At 72.8% G+C, this 19245-nt stretch carries 18 protein-coding genes; 6 read left to right on the top strand and 12 right to left on the bottom strand.

Features of this window, described 5'->3' with window-relative positions; all coding sequences use genetic code 11:
• Both DZF91_RS19605 and DZF91_RS19600 read right to left on the bottom strand, forming a co-directional pair.
• Positions 1-630, bottom strand: a 630-nt coding sequence (locus tag DZF91_RS19605) for an RNA polymerase sigma factor (protein ID WP_268915958.1), incomplete at its 3' end; no start/stop codon positions are given.
• A 361-nt stretch (positions 631-991) separates the two neighbouring features.
• Entirely contained in the window at positions 992-1291 is a 300-nt protein-coding gene (locus DZF91_RS19600; protein ID WP_117358904.1) for a DUF6243 family protein, read from the bottom strand.
• Positions 1292-1521: 230 nt separating this feature from the next.
• Here DZF91_RS19600 and DZF91_RS19595 point away from each other — a divergent pair, with 230 nt between their 5' ends.
• Positions 1522-2637, top strand: a complete 1116-nt coding sequence (locus tag DZF91_RS19595; RefSeq protein WP_117358910.1) for a quinone-dependent dihydroorotate dehydrogenase — start codon at positions 1522-1524, stop codon at positions 2635-2637.
• 115 nt (positions 2638-2752) lie between these two features.
• Here DZF91_RS19595 and DZF91_RS19590 read toward each other — a convergent pair whose 3' ends face one another.
• The 4 genes from DZF91_RS19590 to DZF91_RS19575 all read right to left on the bottom strand — a co-directional run bounded on the left by DZF91_RS19590 (position 2753) and on the right by DZF91_RS19575 (position 7256).
• Positions 2753-4267 (bottom strand): DUF7059 domain-containing protein, encoded by a 1515-nt coding sequence (locus tag DZF91_RS19590; RefSeq protein WP_407920920.1) that lies wholly within the window; start codon positions 4265-4267, stop codon positions 2753-2755.
• 167 nt (positions 4268-4434) lie between these two features.
• Positions 4435-5286: an N-acetylmuramoyl-L-alanine amidase gene (locus tag DZF91_RS19585; protein ID WP_235834424.1), complete on the bottom strand. Its 852-nt coding sequence runs from the start codon at positions 5284-5286 to the stop codon at positions 4435-4437.
• A gap of 280 nt (positions 5287-5566) precedes the next feature.
• A complete protein-coding gene (locus DZF91_RS19580) occupies positions 5567-5800 on the bottom strand; it encodes a hypothetical protein (protein ID WP_117358902.1) in 234 nt (77 codons plus the stop codon).
• Positions 5801-6173: 373 nt separating this feature from the next.
• Complete coding sequence (locus DZF91_RS19575) at positions 6174-7256, bottom strand: LacI family DNA-binding transcriptional regulator (RefSeq protein ID WP_235834423.1); 1083 nt, start codon at positions 7254-7256, stop codon at positions 6174-6176.
• A 299-nt stretch (positions 7257-7555) separates the two neighbouring features.
• Between DZF91_RS19575 and DZF91_RS19570 the strand changes: the two genes are divergently transcribed.
• Positions 7556-8269 carry a TetR family transcriptional regulator gene (locus tag DZF91_RS19570; protein WP_117358901.1) on the top strand — a complete coding sequence of 238 codons (714 nt, stop codon included), beginning with the start codon at positions 7556-7558 and terminating at the stop codon, positions 8267-8269.
• Positions 8270-8967: 698 nt separating this feature from the next.
• Here the strand turns inward: DZF91_RS19570 and bldC are convergent.
• Both bldC and DZF91_RS19560 read right to left on the bottom strand, forming a co-directional pair.
• A complete protein-coding gene (gene bldC / locus DZF91_RS19565) occupies positions 8968-9171 on the bottom strand; it encodes a developmental transcriptional regulator BldC (protein ID WP_012850682.1) in 204 nt (67 codons plus the stop codon).
• 255 nt (positions 9172-9426) lie between these two features.
• Complete coding sequence (locus DZF91_RS19560) at positions 9427-10410, bottom strand: hypothetical protein (protein WP_235834422.1); 984 nt, start codon at positions 10408-10410, stop codon at positions 9427-9429.
• Between the two features lie 240 nt (positions 10411-10650).
• Between DZF91_RS19560 and DZF91_RS19555 the strand changes: the two genes are divergently transcribed.
• Positions 10651-11733 (top strand): Glu/Leu/Phe/Val family dehydrogenase, encoded by a 1083-nt coding sequence (locus DZF91_RS19555; protein ID WP_117358900.1) that lies wholly within the window; start codon positions 10651-10653, stop codon positions 11731-11733.
• Between the two features lie 345 nt (positions 11734-12078).
• The gene (locus DZF91_RS19550) at positions 12079-12291 is read left to right on the top strand and encodes a DUF3073 domain-containing protein (RefSeq protein ID WP_117358906.1); all 213 of its coding nucleotides are present in this window, start codon (positions 12079-12081) and stop codon (positions 12289-12291) included.
• Positions 12292-12423: 132 nt separating this feature from the next.
• On the opposite strand, the gene DZF91_RS19545 is transcribed toward DZF91_RS19550, so the two are convergent.
• Entirely contained in the window at positions 12424-13158 is a 735-nt protein-coding gene (locus DZF91_RS19545) for a SanA/YdcF family protein (protein WP_235834421.1), read from the bottom strand.
• Positions 13159-13251: 93 nt separating this feature from the next.
• Positions 13252-14169 carry a helix-turn-helix domain-containing protein gene (locus DZF91_RS19540; RefSeq protein ID WP_158587984.1) on the bottom strand — a complete coding sequence of 306 codons (918 nt, stop codon included), beginning with the start codon at positions 14167-14169 and terminating at the stop codon, positions 13252-13254.
• 714 nt (positions 14170-14883) lie between these two features.
• On the opposite strand from DZF91_RS19540, the gene DZF91_RS19535 reads away from it, so the two are divergent.
• Positions 14884-15492: a hypothetical protein gene (locus DZF91_RS19535; RefSeq protein ID WP_117358898.1), complete on the top strand. Its 609-nt coding sequence runs from the start codon at positions 14884-14886 to the stop codon at positions 15490-15492.
• 91 nt (positions 15493-15583) lie between these two features.
• Here DZF91_RS19535 and purM read toward each other — a convergent pair whose 3' ends face one another.
• Positions 15584-16615, bottom strand: coding sequence for a phosphoribosylformylglycinamidine cyclo-ligase (purM, locus tag DZF91_RS19530; RefSeq protein WP_117358897.1), 1032 nt, complete (start codon positions 16613-16615; stop codon positions 15584-15586).
• Between the two features lie 143 nt (positions 16616-16758).
• Entirely contained in the window at positions 16759-18216 is a 1458-nt protein-coding gene (gene purF, locus DZF91_RS19525) for an amidophosphoribosyltransferase (RefSeq protein ID WP_117358896.1), read from the bottom strand.
• 163 nt (positions 18217-18379) lie between these two features.
• On the opposite strand from purF, the gene DZF91_RS19520 reads away from it, so the two are divergent.
• Positions 18380-18757 carry a hypothetical protein gene (locus DZF91_RS19520; RefSeq protein WP_117358895.1) on the top strand — a complete coding sequence of 126 codons (378 nt, stop codon included), beginning with the start codon at positions 18380-18382 and terminating at the stop codon, positions 18755-18757.
• Positions 18758-19245: the final 488 nt, after the last annotated feature.

Here is a 19245-nt window from a genome sequence, read left to right as displayed (position 1 = left end):
GACGGCGGCGTGCGCGGCGACGACCTCGGCCGCGCGCCGCCAGGCCAGCGCGCACCGGCGGCGCAGCCCACGCGCCGGACGCCCGAGCACGCCCTCCAGGTCTTCGGTCGTGAGTCCGTGCCGTCCGGTGAGCAGGAGGAGTTCCCGCTCGGTCGGGCCGGTGACCGCCATCAGGTGCTCGAGGGCGTCGCGGACCGGCAGCGGCACGTCCGGGGGCGGGTCGCCGGGGCCGGTCGTCCAGTCCCAGTGCGGACGCGGGAAGGTCCGGCGGCGGATCCGCGCCCGCGTGGCCCCGTAGAGCCACGCGCCGAGCCTCTCCCTGTCGCGGACGCGCGCGGCCCGTCGCGCCGCGTCCACCAGGACGTCGTGCACGACATCGGCGGCCGGACCGTCCCGCAGCACGGAGGCCGCGTAGTCGTGCAGGCGGGCGGCGTACGCGTCATAGAGCCTGGCCGCCGCCCCCGCCTCGCGCGACGCCAGTCCGAGCACGAGCTCCCGGTCGCGGACCGGATCGGGCGCGGGCCACAGCGGCTCGGCGGGCCAGGGCTCCGGGCGGACGCGCCGCCGGACGATCGCATGGCGGCCGGTGGTGTCGTCGGTTCCGGCGCCGATGGAGAAGGTGAGCTTCACAACGCCCCCAGGGTTCAGCTACCAACGCCTCCACCGTGACGCATCACCCTTACTGATCGTGTTGGTTTTCTTGCAACAGGTGGTGAAAAACCCGAATTCTGACCGCACGTATCGATGCGACTACATAACGAAACCGGCGACCGCGCCGCACAGCGCCTGAACCGCGACCCACAGCGCCCGAACGCCGCTCCTCGCGCCGTTCACGCACCAGCGCGCCCCCGCCCCGAACGGATCCGGCACCACCGAAGCCTCATCCGAAGGCGCTCGCTTCCACGGGGCGCGGGCCGCGTCACCGAAATGCGGCGGGCCCCCGGCCAGTCACCGGGGGCCCGCGTTCGGCGGCGTCAGCGCCGTCGGGTGGCTACCGCTCGGCGGAGCCGTCTCCCTCGGCGGGGTTGCCGTTCTCGACCTGCACGCCGTTCTCGACCGGCACGCCGTTCTCGGTGGGCCTGTCGGCCTCGGTGAGAGCGGGGTTCTCGGTCTGGGCGGAGTTCTGCTGGGCGGCGAGGCGTTCGCGCATCGACTCGGCGAGCGTGCGCTTGGCGTCCGCCGGCGTCCGGCCCGCGCCGCGTCCGCCGACCGGGGCGCCGCGCAGGTCGGCGCGTGAGACCTTGCGCCGCTGTCCGCCGACGCCCAGCATGTTGTTCCTGTTCTTGGCCATGGTGAGCCGCTCCCGTGATGGCAGGCGATGACTGTCGTGGTCGTCGTCCGGCCCGGGCGGGAGTTCCGCTGGGGGCCGTCCGTCAGACGGCGGCGCGGTGGCGGACGATGCGCCGCGGGAGGGCCACACAGGCGGTGGCCAGCAGGTTCTCGATCATGACGGCCAGCCTAGGGGCCTCTCCGGACGGCCTCAATCGGTTTTCGGTCCGGCCGCCTGGGATACTCGTGGTGATGCTGTACTCACTGCTGTTCCGCCACGTCATCGCCCGGTTCATGGACGCCGAGGACATCCACCACCTGACGATGCGGGCGCTCCGCGGCATCCAGGCGACGCCCGGCGCGGCCCCGCTGCTGCGCCGCGTGTTCGCGCCGCGCGACCCGGCCCTGCGGGTCGCGGCGCTCGGCCTGGAGTTCCCCGGCCCGCTCGGCCTCGCGGCGGGCTTCGACAAGGACGCGGTCGCCTACGAGGCGCTCGGCGCGTTCGGTTTCGGGCACGTGGAGATCGGCACGCTGACCGGGCGGCCGCAGCCGGGCAACCCGCGCCCGCGCCTGTTCCGGCTGCTCCCGGACCGGGCGGTCGTGAACCGGATGGGCTTCAACAACCGCGGCTCGTCGGACGCCGCCGAGCGCCTGCGGGCCCGCCGCCGGACGGCCGGCGGCACGATCGTCGGGGTCAACATCGGCAAGACCAAGGCCGTCCCGGAGTCCGAGGCCGCCGCCGACTACGTCGCGAGCGCCGAACGGCTCGCCCCGTTCGCCGACTACCTCGTGGTGAACGTCAGCTCGCCCAACACCCCGGGCCTGCGGAACCTCCAGGCGGTCGAGGTGCTGCGCCCGCTGCTGACCGCCGTCCGCGAGGCCGCCGACCGCGCCGCCCCGGACCGCCACGTCCCGCTGCTGGTGAAGATCGCGCCCGACCTCGCGGACGACGACGTGGACGCCGTCGCGGACCTCGCGCTCGACCTGGGCCTGGACGGCGTCATCGCCACCAACACCACGATCTCCCGGGACGGCCTCACCAGCCCGGCCGCGCTCACCGAGGAGACCGGCGGCCTGTCCGGCGCGCCGCTGAAGGCCCGGTCGGTGGAGGTGCTGCGGCGGCTGCGCGCCCGCACCGGCGACCGGCTCGTCCTGATCTCCGTGGGCGGCATCGAGTCCGCCGACGACGTCTGGGAGCGCGTCCGCGCCGGGGCGACGCTCGTCCAGGGCTACACCGGCATGATCTACGGCGGCCCCTTCTGGGCCTGGCGCGTCCACCGCGACCTGTCCCGCCGGCTGCGCGGCAGCGCCTTCCGCACTTTGTCCGAGGCCCGAGCCGCGGCCCCCGCCACCCGCAAGGCCGCCTGACCCGCCGCCCAGCCCCAACGGCCCGCGGCCCGATCACTCACGCCGAAACCGCTTCATCCACGCCCGGACGTGGGCAGGCTTGGAGCGCCGTTCGCGGGCGGCGGCCGGACGCGGGTCAGCCGAGGGAGGCGACCTCGAAGAAGCCGTCCGCGATCAGTTCGGGCAGGACGGCCGCGGCGTGGGCCCGGACCTGGTCGCCGTCCATGTCCATGAGCTGCGCGATCGCGTCGAGCAGCGGGGCGAGCGGCAGGGAGCCGTCGCAGACTCCGGCGAGGCCGGCCGCCGCCGTCCCGACGCCCACCGCGCGGCGCAGCCGGTCGGTCTGCCGGAGCAGGATCCGCTCCGGGTGCTCGTCGCCGGGCGGGCCGATCTGCTCCTGGACGAGTCCGGGCGCGGACCGCAGCCGGATCTGCTCCAGTCCGTACACTCGTCCACAGGCTGTGGAAAACTCCCGGGCGGAGACGAGGCCGTCGAGGACGGCGTCCGCGTACGCGCCGACGGGCTGGTCGACGGTGTGCCGCAGCTCCTCGATCCGGACGGCCGGACGCCCGCCCCCGCCGGTGTGCGCGCCCGCCCGCAGTGTGATCCAGCCGAAGCCGACCGCGTCCACCTCCCGGGCGTCGAAGTAGTCCAGCCACTCCTTGTAGCGGCGGCCGTGCTCGGGCGTCCCCGCCTCCGCCGAGTCGCGCAGCCACAACTCGGCGTACTCCGCCGGGTCCTGGACGTCCCGCTGCACGACCCACGCGTCGCAGCCGGACGCGTCGACCCACGCCCCGACCCGCTCCTGCCAGGGTTCGCCCTGGACATGCAGCCAGTTCGCGAGCAGTTGGACCGTCCCGCCCTCGGTCAGCAGCGCCGGCGCCTCGGCGACCAGGCGGCGGCAGAACTCGTCGCCGTGCATGCCCGACTCTCGGTAGGTGAAGCCGCTCTCCGGCGGCCCGACGACGAACGGCGGGTTGGACACGATCAGGTCGAACCGGCGGTCGCGGACGGGGTCCAGCAGCGACCCCTCCAGCAGTTCGACGCCGTCCAGCCGGGACAGCGCGAAGCTCTTGGCCGCCAGCCTCAACGCCCGCGGATTGATGTCGGTCGCCGTGATACGCGCCGGTTTCGGTCGGATCGCCGGGTCCGCCAGGTGGAGGACCTGCACGCCGCATCCGGTCCCGAGGTCGAGGACGTCGTCCACAGGCCTGTGGACGACGAGGCGCGCCAGGCTTGTCGCCGCGCCGCCCGTCCCCACCACGTGGTCCGGCCGCGGGAGCCGCCCCTCACCCGGACGCACCTTGAGATCCGAGACGACGTACCCGAGATGACCCGAACCGAGGACCGACTCGACCGGCTCCACATGGAACGCCGGGTGCAGTTCGTCCCCGTCGAGCGTCGCGAGCTCCGCCTCCACCAGGTCGGCGGCGAACCCGGGCAGCCGGGACGCGGCGACCGGCGCCTGCAGCCAGAACAGCCGGATCAGTTCGGCGAGCGCCGACCCGTCGGTGGTCGCCCGCAGGGCCGGGACGATCTCGTCCCGCGCCAGCGCGCCGCCCGCGACCGGGCCCAGCATCCCCCGGACGCCCTCGACGGTGTATCCGGCCTCTTCGAAACGGGCTCCGAGACGCCCGAGCAGTTCACCCACCGGACCATCCTCCCGCTCGTGGACACCACGCGCGGGACCGCCCCGCCGATCACCCCGTCCGACCGAACGCCCACATCGGTTCAGGGGCCGACCGGAAAGCCGCCTCCGTACTCATCAAGGCGAAGTGCGCACACCGGAAGCCGCCGGCCGGGAAGGCGCGACCAAGGTCAGCGACCGCTCAGGAAGGCGCTGATCCCCTGGTCGAGCGCCACGGCGGCGCGCTGCCGGAAGGCCGGGTCGGTCATCTTGGCCGCGTCGCCCGGATTCTGCATGTTGCCGCACTCGATGAAGATCTTCGGGACCGTGGACAGGTTGAGGCCGCCCAGGTCGTCCCGCCGGTCGAGCGCCTTCTTGCCGATGTAGGTGGAGTACGGGACGCCCGTGCCGGAGTGGTAGGCGTCGCGGACCGCCTCGCCCAGCCGCGCGGACGGCTCGACGATCTTGGTGTTGCCGCCGCCCGGGACCGGCAGCGGCTCGATGATGTGGAAGCCGTGTCCGGATTTGGCCGCGCCGTCCCCGTGGATGGAGATCGCCGCGTCCGCGTGCGCCCGGTTGCCGATCGCCGCGCGCTCGGTCACGCACGGCCCCACGCCGGTGTCGGTCCTGCGGGTCATCACGACCTTCGCGCCCTGCGCCTGCAGCAGCTTGCGCAGCCGCCGCGACACGTCCCAGGTGAAGGCGTGCTCGGTGTACCCGGAGGCCGTCTGCGTGCCGGTGGTGTCGCACTCCTTGTGCCCGTTGCCGACGTTCACCTGCTTGTTGATCGCGGACGGCGCGTTGTCGTTCCCGCCGTTGTGCCCCGGATCGATCGCGACGGTCTTGCCGCGGAGCGACCCGGCGAGCGCGGACGGCGGCTGGCCCGTCTCCTGGGGAGCGGGTTCGCCGGAGACCGCGGGCGGCGTCGCGGACTCGGAGCCCGCCTTCCCGCCGCCTGACGACCCGCCCCCGCAGGCGGCCAGCGCCCCGAGGCACAGGGCCAGCCCCGCCGCCGCCGGACCGCGCGCCGATTGAATGCGCACCGAGTCGTCCTCTCGTGATGCTTCCGTGACAAACGCACCTGCCAGTCTGCACACCGCGAAGCGTTCGTCAAACGAACTCGGCGAAAAACGGTGCCTCGGCGGATGTCTCCCCACCGGCCCCGGAAGGCGCTTTCGTCCCTGTGGACACACCATCGATACCCCGCCGCCACCCGCACCACACAGCAGGGAACGACCCACACATCCCGCCACACACGACTTGCGTCCGCGGGCGGTGAGCCCCGCTCCGCGGGCGCCGGCCCACGCTCCGCCGGACGGTGGTTCAGAAGCCGCGGGGAGTGCTGAGGAGGGCGGCGAGCGCCCTGGCCTCCTCGGCGTCGAGGCCGAGCACCACGCGCGGACGCCCCCACGGATGGTCGATCGAATGGGCCACGTAGCTGGCGACCGACTCCGAGACGTGCTCGGTGAGCCCCCGCTCGGTGCGCCACTCCGCCCAGGCGCGCTCCAACTCGTTCGCGGCTCGCTGCGCGCACGACACCATTTCCGGATCCCGCACGGAACTCGACCCCCCTGGGTGAACCGACCTTCCCCGTGTCCGTCCGGCGCGGTCCCCGGCCCGGCCGGTCTCCGCCCGGGACCGCCCGGTTCGGCGGGCGACCACGAATGCGCCGAAACGGTGGAACCATTAACCACCGGACGGCTCGGCGCGGTCGGCCGATTCCGGCAGGCTTGGTGAGCCCGTTACCCGGGAGCCACCACTTCGGGAGGGTGACCGCCCCGTCCGCTACCGCCCGCTGAACGAAGCGCGCTCCGCGACCGGTCACGAACCGGCGCGAACCCCTATGACTCCCCCTCCGGACGGCGCGGACGGCTTCGGCGCGGGCGTGTCACACCGCCGGAGCACGCTCGCGGCCCCCGACCGCCCGTGCTCACACCGCCGGGACGGGCCCCGTAGACGACCGCACGACCAGGTGCGGGACGACGAGGTTCTGCCGGGCCGGCCGCGCCGGATCCCCGATCCGGGCGGTGAGCAGCTCGGCCGCCACCCTCCCCATGTCGCGGCGCGGCTGGTTCACACTGGTCAGCGAGATGTGCCGGATCGCCGCGAGATGGGTGTTGTCGTACCCGACGATCGACACCTTCTCCGGCACGGGCAGGTCCAGCTCGTCCGCCGCCGACAGCGCGCCCGTCGCGACCAGGTCGTTCGGCGCGAAGATCGCGGTGGGCCGGTCCGGCCGGGACAGCAGCGTGCGCGCCGCCCGGTAGCCGCCCTCCTCGGTGAAGTCGCCCGGCTCGACGACGATCTCGTCCGCCAGGCCGTGCCGCCGCATCGCCCTCTCGTAGCCCGCCCGCCGGTACCGGGCCGTCGTGGAGCGCGCCCCCTCGATGTGCGCGATGCGCCGGTGCCCGAGGTCGACCAGGTGGTCCACGGCGAGGGACGCGCCGAGTTCGTCGTCGTCCACGACGATGTCCACGCCCTTGACGTCGCGCTCCCCGACCACCACGACCGGGACCGACGACGCCGCCTCCTTCAGCGACTCCGGGACGACGCTGAGCAGCACCAGGCCGTCCACCCGCATCTCCAGGAACGCCTCGATCGCCTCGGCCTCGAACAGCGGGTCCCAGCGGCCCGAGCCGACCAGCATCCGCAGGCCCGCGCCGTGCAGCGACTCCTGCAGGCCGTCCAGGAACTCGGCGAAGAAGGGGTTGTGCAGGTCGGCGACGATCGCGCCGATCAGCCGGGTGCGGCCCTCGACGAGGCTCCGCGCGACCGCGTTCGGCCGGTAGCCGAGCTCGCGCGCCGCCTGCAGCACGGCCGCCCGGCGGCGCTCGCTGACGTGCGGGGAGCCGCGCATCACCAGCGACACCAGCGACTTGGACACCCCGGCGCGCTCGGCCACGTTCCGGATCGTCGGTTTGGGCGCGCGCAGGGGCACCGACCCCACGCGCGGGCGCGGGACCTCCCTGCGCAGCTCCCTGCCGTGCGGCGGGGTCGTTTCTCCGTCAGACATGGCACTCCGTCCGGGGGGACTTGCGGGTGATGCCACACGCGGTTTTCCGGGCGCTCGGGCCGACCGGAACTCCGTCCTCGCTCGGGAGGAGATGCCATGATGCCTCGCCTTCGCCCGAAATCGGCGCAACAGTGAGTAACGGGCGGCCTCCAATCGGAGTTCAGGGCACGCTGACCCGGTGCGGTCCGTCCGTTTCCGCCCGTCACCGCCGGGTCGCCACCGGGGCACGGCCGGAGAAAAGGACAGGTCCGCGCGGTGGCGGGGCCGTGGCCGGAGCCGCCCTCGGATACCCTTCCCGAGTGGCAGATCGTGCAGTGACCGGCGGCGGTCGGCGAGCGAACACCCGCGACCGGCGGCCCGGCGGGGCACGCCAGGGCCGGCGCCGGCTCAGCGTGGACGAGCGCCGCGACGAGCTGATCGAGGCCGCGCTCCAGCTGTTCAGCACCCGCCCGCCCGAGGACGTCTCGATCGACGACGTCGCGGCGGCGGCCGGCGCCTCCCGGGCGCTCGTCTACCACTACTTCGGCGGCAAGTACGAGCTGTACCTCGCGGCGCTCGGCAACGCCGCGCAGAAACTGTCGGTGCTGCTCGACCCGCCCACCGAGGGCTCCCCGATCGACAAGCTCCGGATCTCGCTGGAGCGCTACTTCGACTTCGTGGAGAGCCACGCCGCGGGCTTCACCGCCCTGTTGCGCGGCGGCCCCGCCGACCGGTCCGGCGAGGTCGGCGAGATCGTGGACGGCATCCGGCAGCTGCTGCTCGGCCGCATCCTGTCCGCGATGGAGGTCGAGACGGCCACGCCCGTCCTGCGCATCACGCTGCGCTCCTGGATGGCCTCGGTCGAGACCGCCGGCCTGGACTGGCTGGAGAACCGCGACGTCACCCGTCCGGAGCTCGAACGCCTGCTGGTCGACCAGCTCATCGTCCTGCTGCACGTCGCGGGCCAGCACACCCCCGACATCGCCGACCTCTTCGAGCGCCTCGCCGAAGCCGAACTCGGCCCCACCACCTGACCGGCCCCCGCCCGACGCGGCCGACGATCTGACGCGGCTGGCCAGCAGGCGCGGCCGACCATCTGAGCTGGTCGATCAGCAGGCGCGGCCGAGTGTCGGACGCGGCGGCCCAGCCGACCCGGCCAAACGGGTGGACCCGGTTGACGCGGCCGACCGGCGGGAACCGCGCTCGCAGAGCATCCGGGAGAAAGCCCGCCCTCCTGGCCATCTGATTCGCACCGCCGGGGAAGCGATCCGTAGCGTCCGGGCGCACGGCTTCGGGATAGAGGGCCAGCTCCGACGTGCGGTCGCGACGCGATCCACAGGAGGCGGACGCGGGTTCCGGGTGCGAACGAGAGTGCGGGGGCGGACGGGCCGCGATGCCCGGAGGGCGGCTCGGGAAGGTGCGCGCCGCCGAGAAGTGCGTGAGGCGCGAGGGCCGGGAAGCGAAATCGGGTGGTGCGTGAGCGGCTGGTGACGCTGGGGAGTCGGACCCCGGGCATGGCGGATGTCCCGGTCGCCTGGCGAACGGGACATCCGATGAATCCGGTGGTGGCCCGAGACCGCGGTTCTCGGATGACCGTGGTGCCGGACCGTCGACCAGGAAGCGGCTGAACTCCCCCACCGCTGCGGGCGGTTCGTTCAGCGGCCTCCTGGCCGCCCCCCTTGTTCGGCTGTACACGACCGTCCGCGCCGAGGGTTCGGCGGGACGGCGCGCCTCACTCCGAGCGCTGCTGCGGGATTCCCGCGAGCAGTGCCCGCACCTCCGCCTCGCGGTAGCGGCGGTGTCCCCCCAGGGTGCGGATGGACGTCAGCTTGCCGGCCTTCGCCCACCGCGTCACCGTCTTGGGGTCGACACGGAACATCGTCGCCACCTCCGCCGGCGTGAGCAGCGGCTCGGCCTCGGGTGTACGTGCTGACATGTGTGCGGCCTCTCCTCCGTGGACCGAATGACAGCGATCCTGCGGTTTGATCTCGCGCGGTCACTGATGTCCCCTATGGCCCGAAAGAGCCACTATGACATCACAACGTGTAACCTTGCCACCACTCATCGCAACAAGCAAGTACCTTTGCCACCCCTCGTAGGGATTCATGTCGCATCAGCGTGGTCACTGGGTCACGCTCAGTGATTCTAGCGACACGTATAGTCGTATCGCGCAGGGATTCAGGAAATTTGTTCAGTTCGCCGTGCGGCGGGCCCGGACGGGCCGCCAGCGGGCGAGGAGGCGCCGGTACATCGCGACCGTCAGCTCGACCTCGCCGCGGGCCAGTGCGGCGAGCGCGACCCCGGTCTCGCCGACCGAGTCGTCGGCGCGGAGCGCGGCGTCGTCCAGCAGGTGGACGAGCCCGCCGTAGTCGAGTTCCACCAGCGAGCGCGGATGGAAACCGTCCAGCCAGGAGCCCAGTGCCGCGAGCCGTCCGGCCGCGAGCACGACCGGCTCGCTCGTCTCCGCCGCGGGGCCGTCCCGGAGGACGGGGAGGGCGGTGGCGACCCGGCGGCGCGCCTCCGCCATCGGCGTGACGTAGATCAGAGTACGCGCGGCGGACGCGGTCGTCGGCCCGCGACGGGCGTGTTCACCCCGTTCGCCCGGTGAATCCCCTCCGCCGGACGGTCCCGCGCCCGCCGCGGCCCCGCGCGACGCGAGCCCCGGCTCCTCCAGATGGCCGCGTCCGACCGGCCGGCCGAGCAGCAGGCAGCGCTCGGCGCGCTCGAACGGCACGAACCAGGTGATCGGAACGTGCCAGGTGGCCGTCTGGATATGAGTGCGCAGCGACCGGCCGCCCTCCCGCCAGTGCGCGAAGGCGCGTTCGGCCCGGTCCGCCTCCTCCGGGGGGACGAACGCCGCCGCCGCGGCGGCCGGGGTCTCCGCGCGGAACGCCTCGAAGGCCAGCCAGGACCGCAGCCGGGTCTGCCACGGGCACACATAGATCGTGTCACCGGCCCGGCGGACGTACGCGTCCTGGCACTCCAGCCGCGGCGCGACCTCGGGCGGGTAGCCGACCAGGCGGCGCGCGGCGCGGCGGTGCTCGACCTCCAGGGCGTCGATCCGGCGGGGCCGCCGCCGCGAGTCGGCATAGGCCGTCCACAGGGTCCGGGCCGGTTCCGGGAATGCGGTTACCGGCTCATATACCCGTAGGTACGCGGCGTACGGAAACACCACCGCATCGTTACATGAGTCCGGCCGAAATGCGGCCGCCTTGGACGTCGCGAGATGCGCGTGTTACCTCTGAGTCGCTGATCAAGCCCCGGTTGGCGACTCCGGGCCGTCCGTCCGGGGGATCGGTTCGGTGGCGGGCGCGCCATCGTCCGGGGACGCTGGGCGCACATACTGCGGGTTCTGCCGACGGGGTGACATCCACCACCTTTAGGCTGATCTCAAGACAGAGAGGAGGGCACTACCGTGCCTAATGTCTTCGGGTCGCCTCACAAGGGCACCGAACCCCGACACGAGCAGGTCGTCTTCTGCCAGGACGAGGCCAGCGGCCTGCGCGCGATCATCGCGATCCACTCCACCGCCCTCGGGCCGTCCCTCGGCGGGACGCGCTTCTACCCCTACGCGTCGGAGGAGGAGGCCCTCGCCGACGTGCTCAATCTCTCCCGCGGCATGTCGTACAAGAACGCGCTGGCGGGGCTTGACCTGGGCGGCGGCAAGGCCGTGATCATCGGTGACCCCGACACCGACAAGAACGAGGCGATGCTGCGTGCCTACGGGCGCTTCGTGCAATCCCTGCACGGGCGCTACATCACCGCCTGCGACGTGGGCACCTACAGCCCCGACATGGACATCATCGCCCGCGAGTCCCAGTACGTGACCGGACGGACCGTCGAGCACGGCGGCGCGGGCGACTCCTCCATCCTGACCGCGTTCGGCGTGTTCCAGGGCATGCGGGCCGCGGCCGAGCACGTCTGGGGCAGCCCGACGCTGCGCGGGAGGCGGGTCGGCGTCGAGGGCGTCGGCAAGGTCGGCCACCGGCTGGTCGAGCACCTGCTGGAGGACGGCGCGGAGGTCGTGGTCTGCGACGTCAGCGAGGAGGCCGTCGAGCGCGTGCGGGCGCGGCACCCGCACGTCGCCGTGGCCGCCGACAACGACGCGCTCGTCCGCGAGCCGCTCGACGTCTACGCCCCCTGCGCCCTCGGCGGCTCGCTGTCGGACGAGACCGTCGGCGTGCTCGGCGCGAAGATCGTCTGCGGCGCGGCCAACAACCAGCTCGCGCACGCCGGCATCGAGAAGCAGCTCGCCGACCGCGGCGTCCTCTACGCCCCCGACTACGTGGTCAACTCCGGCGGTGTGATCCAGGTCGCGGACGAGATCGACGGCTTCGACTTCGACCGCGCCAAGACCCGGGCCACGAAGATCTTCGACACCACCGGGAAGATCTTCGCGCTGGCGGCCGAGGAGGGCGTGCCCCCCGCGGTCGCCGCCGACCGGCTCGCCGAGCGCAGGATGTCCGAGATCGGCCGCCTTCGCGGCATCCTGCTCTGATTCCTGCACTGGCGTCCGTCCGCCGGGAGGACCGCGCCGCTCCGCGCGGCGTCCTCCCGGCGGTCCGGGCGGGGCTTTTCCGGCCTTCCGCGGCCGTTGGCGGGGGCGGGCGCGTCGGAGCCCGGCGGACCCGGAGGACCCGGAACGCCCCTCTCGACCACCGGATACACTGGTGTCCTCCGCAACGAGCGTTCTCCGCCACGGATTGACGATGTACCGAGCCGGGCGCAAAACGGGTACGGTTGTACCCGTGACTGACGCATGGCTCATCAGGCATCGGTTCGTGTGGTACACGCGCGCGTTGATGGGCCCACGAAAGCCCTGACCATCGAGGGGGTCGAGCCAATGGGTCGCGGCCGAGCCAAGGCCAAGCAGGTAAAGGTTGCCAGGCAGCTCAAGTACAGCAGCGGCAACACAGACCTCGACCGCCTGCAGAAAGAGCTGGGTGTTCCGGACCACTCTCCGGCCGACGACGCCTACGACGAGCTCGCGGAGAAGTACGCGGACTACGCCGACGATTACGAGGACCAGCGCAGGAACGGCACCTCGGGTCACTGACAGACCGCGGAACGCCACCGCAGGGACTCCGGTCCCGCGCGGTGGCGTTCGCGTTTTTCCGGGTGGACCTCGGCCCGGGAGGCTCGATCTCCCCTGTGAACCGCGCCGGTCAGGGCGACGTGCGTCACATTCCTAGTGTCCTGGCTCCGACGCCAGCGCCGCGTGCACGCCGGGCTCGGGCCGTCCGCCGATCTTGGGTCCCGGCTTCAGCGTCATGCTGCCGACGGCCTTGAGCGTGGCGAGCGGCTCCCGCAGGTACCCGTTGATCGTCGCGTCGGTGCGTCCGCCGCCCATGCTCTGGTCGCCGACGCCGTACGCCTCGATCCCGGCCGCCCGGCACAGCGCCACCGCCCGCGGCAGGTGGAAGAGCTGCGTGACCACGGTCGCCCGGTGGACGCCGAAGATCTGACGGGCCCGGACGCACGAGTCCCAGGTGTCCAGCCCGGCGAAGTCCCGGACGATCCGCCCCTCGGGGATACCGGCGCGCATCAGGTAGTCGCGCATGGTGGTCGGCTCGTCATAGTTCTTGAACCGGTTGTCACCGGAGACCAGCAGCACCTTCACCTTGCCCCGCCGATACAGTTCGGCCGCCAGGTCGAGCCGCCGCGCCAGCAGCGGTGAGGGCCGGCCGTTCGCGATCCCGGCCCCGAGCACCAGCGCCACGGGCGTCTCGGGGACGCTGTCGGGCGTGTGCCGGTACCGGGCGGTTTCCGCGTAGGCCCAGCCCGTGGGCAGCAGCACCGCGAACAGTCCCAGTCCGCCGAGCACCAGAAGCGGGCCGCCCCGGTGCCGCAGCCTGGCCTTCGTCTCCGCCAGGATCCGTCGGCTCGTCCGCGCCGTCCATGCCATCTTTTCGCTGCCGATCACACCATGTGTGACGTTCCCGGGGTGACCGAGGTTCGCCTTCCTGGTTCCGGCCTCGGTTCCGGCCTCGGTTCCGGCGGGTCGCCGGCCGCCGCGTCAGCGGGTGGGCGTTCGCGTGCGAGGCGGGGTCCCGGTCGTCGCGGCCGCCTTCCGGACGTTCGCTTCCATGGACGCGGTGATCTTGGCGATGTAGGCGGACGTCCGCCCGGGCGGCAGGGCGAGCCGGCCGAGCTTCTCGAACGCGGAGCGGTGCGCGGCCACGCGGGAGTCGCGGTCCCCCACCGTGAGGACGGGGCCGCCGGAGTTCTCCTCGAACAGCACGCCGTTGATCCGGGGATCACCGAACCGCAGCAGCAGGAAGCCGCCCATCATCCCGCAGTGCGCTCCCGCGGCGAACGGGATGACGCGCAGCGTCAGCCATGGCCGGTCCAGCATGTCCAGGAGGTGGCGCAGTTGCCGGGGCATGACGCCGGGGTCGGACGGGCCGCCGACGTGGCGACGCAGCGCCGCCTCGTCCACGATCATGTCGAGCCGCGGCGGGTTCTCCCGGGCGAACAGCTCCGCCTGGCGACGCATCCGCACCTCGACCAGCACTTCCCGGTCCGTGGAGGACTCGACGTGTTCGCGGGTGACGGCGTCCGCGTACTCCTCCGTCTGGAGCAGGCACGGAACCGTCGTCATCTGGAAGCCGCTGACGACCGATGCCCCCGACTCGTAGCCGATGTAGCGCAGGTATCCCGGCGCCAGGTCCCGCTGGTAGAGGGACCACCAGCCGCGCTCGCGGGCGTCGCGGGCCATCGCGGTCAGGGCGGCGACCCGCTCGTCGCCGTCCGTGAGGCCGTAGTGCCTCAGCAGGGCCCGCAGATCGGTCGTGGACACCCCGACCGCTCCGGTCTCGATGCGGACGAGCTTGGTCGTCGACCAGTCCAGCGCCGCCGCGACCCGGTCGGGAGGCTCCCCGGTCGCCGCGCGGAGCCGCTGCAGTTCGCCGACCAGGATGGCGCGCTGGACCATCGGCCCGGGTGCTGAGGCATCCGGCATTCCCGCCCCCTCGTCACGCGGCCGGCGGTCGCGTCCCTCTCGGAGCGCGGCCTCGGCGCCCGGCCTCTCCTGCTTCGAGTTAAACAGCGACCTGGCCGTCTGCCAACCGTCAATCCGCGCGCCGCATTGCGGAACCTTGCGAAAGGGGTGGACGGGAAATGCCGCATGGCATGCGGCTTCGTCGCGGCTGATCGGCGCCTCTGGGGTCTCCTGAACCCCTGTCGGCGCTCGCGTCACGGCGTCGTGGGTTCACCGGGACGGTCGTGCGCCAGTTTGCCAGGTGTCCGGCGGCCATCAGGCAGGACGTGCGAGACCCGAGTGCCATGACCTCGGCTGCCATCCGCCGTTCGGCGACCTTGCCGTTCTCCGGAAAGCAGATTCACGCTTGGCAAACAGCCGAAAACAAATGGCCCTTGAAAGGTCGTGCACCATTGTTCTCGGGGGGAGATCCTGATCCCGGAACAAGAAAGGGCCGCGACGAACATGAGCATTCAGCCCTTCGACCGGCAGCCCGGTCCGCCGCAGGTCTTCGGGCCGACGGCGGCCTCGGGGTGGGCTCCGGCGACCGTCCCCGGCTCCGCCCAGGGGGCCGCCCTGTTTCCGCCTCCCGCTCCCGCTCCTGCCTTCGCTTCCGCTACGCCGGCTCCCCTGCCGAGCGGGGCGGTCGGCTTCGCGTACCCCGCGGCCGTGGCCCGGGTCTACACGGCGATGCTCGCGTTCGACATCGTCTCGTTCACCGACTCCCGGCGGGACGAGGAGGTCCGCCTGCTCCTCCGCAGCCGCCTGTACGACGAGCTCCGGGACGCGTTCACCATGACGATGCTGCCGTGGGACGGCTGCTACCGCGAGGACCGCGGCGACGGGGTCCTCGTCATCGCGCCCCCGGACGTCCCGCCGCACCTCCTGATGGACCCGCTCGCCCACCACCTGCTCGCGCTGCTCCGGCGCGGCAACCGGCTGGCCGGCGAGCCCGCGCGCATGAGGCTGCGGGCGGCGGCGCACTCGGGGCACGTGGCGCGGGACGCCCACGGCGTGGTGGGCAGCGCCGTGGACCACATGTTCCGCCTGCTCGACGCGCCTCTGTTCCGCGAGGCCGCCGCCGGGTCCGGGACGGAGCTCAACATGATCGTTTCCGACCGGCTGTACGAGGAGGTGCTGGCCGAGCGCGGCGTCCTGTTCCCGGAGCGCTACCGGCGGGTCGAGGTCAGCTGCAAGGAGACCACGGCCCGGGGGTGGGTCTGGCTGCCCCCGGGCGGGCGCCCGTCCGGCGCGGTGGAGGGCCCTGATCAGGCGTAGGCGCAGGTCACCGAACCGGCCTCGGGCACGCGGGCGCAGGTCACCGAACCGGCCTCGGGCACGCGGGCGCGGGTACCCGAGGCGGGCCTGATCAGGCGTAGGCGCAGGTGCCGGTGCCGGCGGTGGTCTCGCCGAGAATCCAGGACGGGACGCCGCGGTCGGCGAGGAGGCGCAGGGCGGCGTCGGCGGTGTCGGGGGCGACGATCGCGACCATGCCGACGCCGAGGTTGAAGGTCTTGTCCATCTCGGCCTGCGGGACGTCCCCGTGGGCCCGGAGGATCTCGAAGAGCGGCGGAACCGTCCAGGAGTCGCGGCGCAGCACGGCGTCCACGGTGCCCGGGAGCGAGCGGGCCAGGTTGTTCGCCAGGCCGCCGCCGGTGATGTGCGAGAAGGCGCGGACGCCGCCCGTCTCGGCGACCAGGGCGAGCATGTCCCTGGCGTAGATGCGGGTAGGGGTCAGCAGTTCCTCGCCGAGGGTGCGGTCGAGCTCGTCCGGACGGGCGTCCAGGGTGAGGTCGCTGTGCGCGAGGATGTGCCTGACCAGCGAGTATCCGTTGGAGTGGATGCCGGACGAGGCCATCGCGACCACCACGTCACCGGTCCGGACCCGGTCCGGGCCGAGCAGCGCGTCCGCCTCGACGACACCGGTCCCGGCGCCCGCGACGTCGAACTCGTCCTCGCCCAGCAGGCCCGGGTGCTCGGCGGTCTCGCCGCCGACCAGCGCCGCCCCCGCCAGCGCGCAGCCCTCGGCGATGCCGCCGACGATGTCGGCGATCCGCTCCGGGACGACCTTGCCGCACGCGATGTAGTCGGTCATGAACAGCGGTTCGGCGCCGCAGACCGCCAGGTCGTCCAGGACCATGCCGACCAGGTCGTGGCCGATGGTGTCGTAGATCCCCAACCGGCGGGCGAGGTCGACCTTGGTGCCGACGCCGTCGGTCGAGGTCGCCAGCAGCGGGCGCCGGTACCGCAGGAACGCCGAGGCGTCGAACAGGCCCGCGAAGCCGCTCGCGTCGTCCACGACCTCCGGACGGCGCGACCGCGCCACCCGCGCCTTCATCAGCTCCACGGCGCGCTCGCCCGCCGCGATGTCGACTCCGGCCGCCTCGTACGAGGTGCTCATGATCCCCCCGGCCCGCCGCGCGGCGGGTCGTCTCGTCGGCCCGCCCTGTCGCGAGCCTCCTGCTTCACCCGCAAGGATCTGCGGGCTGCCTGCCCCGCGCGCGTGCCGCGGGTCGTCTCGTCCGCTCCGTGGAGCGGGCCGCGTCAGGTGCGGATGGTCTCCAGCAGGTGCTTGCCGCGCGCGGCCTCCTCGACCGGGATCGGGTAGACGCCGTCGAAGCAGGCGCGGCAGAGCCGGTCGCGGTCGATCCGGGAGGCGGCGATCAGCTCGTCCAGCGAGATGAAGCCGAGCGAGTCCGCGCCGATCGAGTCGCGGATGCCCTCGACGTCGAGGTTCCCGGCGATCAGCTCGGCGCGGGTGGCGAAGTCGATGCCGTAGAAGCACGGCCAGGCGACCGGCGGGCTGGAGATCCGGACGTGGACCTCGGCGGCGCCCGCGTCGCGCAGCAGCGCCACGACCTGCCGCTGGGTGTTGCCGCGCACGATCGAGTCGTCCACGACGACCAGCCGCTTGCCCTCGATCGCCTCGCGCAGCGGGTTCAGCTTCAGCCGGATGCCGAGCTGGCGGATCGTCTGGGACGGCTGGATGAACGTCCGCCCGACGTAGGAGTTCTTGACCAGGCCCTGCCCGTAGGGGATGCCGGACGCCTCCGCGTAGCCGATCGCGGCGGGGGTGCCGGACTCCGGCGTCGGGATGACCATGTCGGCCTCGACCGGGTGCTCGGCGGCGAGCCGGCGGCCGACCTCGACCCGCGTCGCCTGGACGGACCGTCCGGCGATCGTGGTGTCGGGACGGGCCAGGTAGACGTACTCGAACAGGCAGCCCTTGGGGTTGGCCTCGGCGAACCGCTCGGACCGGACGCCGTCCGCGTCGATCGCGACCATCTCGCCCGGCTCCAGCTCCCGGACGAACCGGGCGCCCACGATGTCGAGCGCGGCGGTCTCGGACGCCACGACCCAGCCGCCGTTCTCCTCCAGGGAGCCCAGCACCAGCGGGCGGATACCCTCCGGGTCGCGCGCGGCGTACAGGGTGTTCTCGTCCATGAAGACCAGCGAGAACGCGCCCCGGGTGACCGGCAGGATCTCGCGCGCGGCGGCCAGCGGGCCGCCCTCGCGGGTCGCCAGCAGCGCGGTGAGGACCTCGGTGTCGGAGGTCGCGGTGAGCACACCGCCGTCCAGCCGGGCGGCCAGCTCGGGGGTGTTGATCAGGTTGCCGTTGTGCGTGAGGGCCAGCCCGCCGTGCTCGGTGGAGCGGAAGGTGGGCTGGGCGTTCTCCCAGGTCGGCGAGCCGGTGGTGGAGTACCGGCAGTGCCCGACCGCGATGTGGCCGCGCAGCGTGTTCAGGACCGACTCGTCGAAGACCTGGGCGACCAGGCCCATGTCCTTGAACACCACGATCCGCGAGCCGTCGCTGACCGCGATGCCCGCTGACTCCTGTCCGCGGTGCTGGAGCGCGTACAGGCCGTAGTAGGTGAGTTTGCTGACCTCCGCCCTGGCCGCCTGGTCCTGTGGGACCCAGACGCCGAACACACCGCAGGCGTCCTGCGGTGCGCGGTCGGAGGGGTCGATGTCATGGCTCAGTCGTCCATCACCGAGAGGCACGCCGGCCAGTCTAAAGGCCCGTCCGTTCTGCTCCGATCGGTGGAGTCCTTAATTGACTTTTACCCGTCCTGGCCGCGCCCGGACGAGGCGGCGCGCGAGTGTGGGGAAACAACGTCTGGGCTGCAGGGGAACGACGTCGGGGCTGCTGGGGAGGGCCGTGCGGATGACCATGCCGGGATACCAGACGCCGACTCCGCCGCCGACGGCCTCGGCGCCCGGACGGCACGGCCTGGCCACGGCGTCCCTCGTGCTCGGGCTGGCCGGGCTGCCGGGCCTGCTGCTGTGCGGACTCGGCCTGCCCGCCGCGCTGGTCGGCCTCGTCCTCGGCATCGCGGCGGCGGCGCGCGGGACGTCCCGGGGCCTGGCGATCGCGGGGATCGTGTGCTCGGCGGTGACACTCGTGATCGGAGCGGTGTCGATCATCTGGCTGCTGAGCAAGGCCGCCGAGTGCGCCGACAGGCACCGCTACCCGGACGTCTCCACCCGGCGGCAGTGCATCGACCGCGAGTTCCCCTTCGCGCGGTCGTCCGGCGCTCCTTGAGCCTGCTGTGAGTTGGGCAACAGTGGGCTGGGATGACGGGTTTCGCGTGAGGTTCACCTCGTGCCGTCCCCTGAAGGCGAGGACGGGCGGCGCGTCCGCCTGGGGCAGTGGCGTAGCGGCCGGGGCAGTGGCGTAGCGGCCGGGGCTGGATTCCTTACGCCTACGTCCGGCCATTGCCAGCCCGCCACCCGCGGCTCGTCCACACGGCGTCCGTCGATGTCCGCGACGTCGAATTACAGCGCGCGACAAGCCCCCTGACCACTCCTAGCCGTAGGGACGCGACCTCCGCCCCGTGAAGCCGGAGCAACGGGACCGATGCGCCAGGACCGGTGCGCCGGGGCCGGTGCGCCGGGGCCGGTGCGCCGGGGCTGGCAGCTGGGCCCGGTTGGCCGGTGCGCCGGGCCGGTGCGCCAGGGCCTGTGGACTGGTGCGCCGCTGGGCCGGGGCCAGTGGATCGATGCGCCGGGGCGGTGGGCCGGTGCGCCGGG

It is taken from the genome of Actinomadura logoneensis, assembly GCF_003428695.1.
GTDB classification, from domain to species: domain Bacteria; phylum Actinomycetota; class Actinomycetes; order Streptosporangiales; family Streptosporangiaceae; genus Spirillospora; species Spirillospora logoneensis.
Note: the sequence above shows the minus strand (reverse complement) of the source record. Positions and strands in the feature narration are given on the sequence as shown.

What these genes read in the sequence shown, in the direction of transcription:
- DZF91_RS19575 (WP_235834423.1), bottom strand. Translation starts at nt 7,256, where the DNA reads ATGTCTGACGGAGAAACGACCCCGCCGCACGGCAGGGAGCTGCGCAGG.
- DZF91_RS19540 (WP_158587984.1), bottom strand. Translation starts at nt 14,169, where the DNA reads ATGGTCCAGCGCGCCATCCTGGTCGGCGAACTGCAGCGGCTCCGCGCG.
- DZF91_RS19520 (WP_117358895.1), top strand. Translation starts at nt 18,380, where the DNA reads ATGACCATGCCGGGATACCAGACGCCGACTCCGCCGCCGACGGCCTCG.
- purM (WP_117358897.1), bottom strand. Translation starts at nt 16,615, where the DNA reads ATGAGCACCTCGTACGAGGCGGCCGGAGTCGACATCGCGGCGGGCGAG.
- DZF91_RS19595 (WP_117358910.1), top strand. Translation starts at nt 1,522, where the DNA reads ATGCTGTACTCACTGCTGTTCCGCCACGTCATCGCCCGGTTCATGGAC.
- bldC (WP_012850682.1), bottom strand. Translation starts at nt 9,171, where the DNA reads ATGTCAGCACGTACACCCGAGGCCGAGCCGCTGCTCACGCCGGCGGAG.
- DZF91_RS19600 (WP_117358904.1), bottom strand. Translation starts at nt 1,291, where the DNA reads ATGGCCAAGAACAGGAACAACATGCTGGGCGTCGGCGGACAGCGGCGC.
- DZF91_RS19550 (WP_117358906.1), top strand. Translation starts at nt 12,079, where the DNA reads ATGGGTCGCGGCCGAGCCAAGGCCAAGCAGGTAAAGGTTGCCAGGCAG.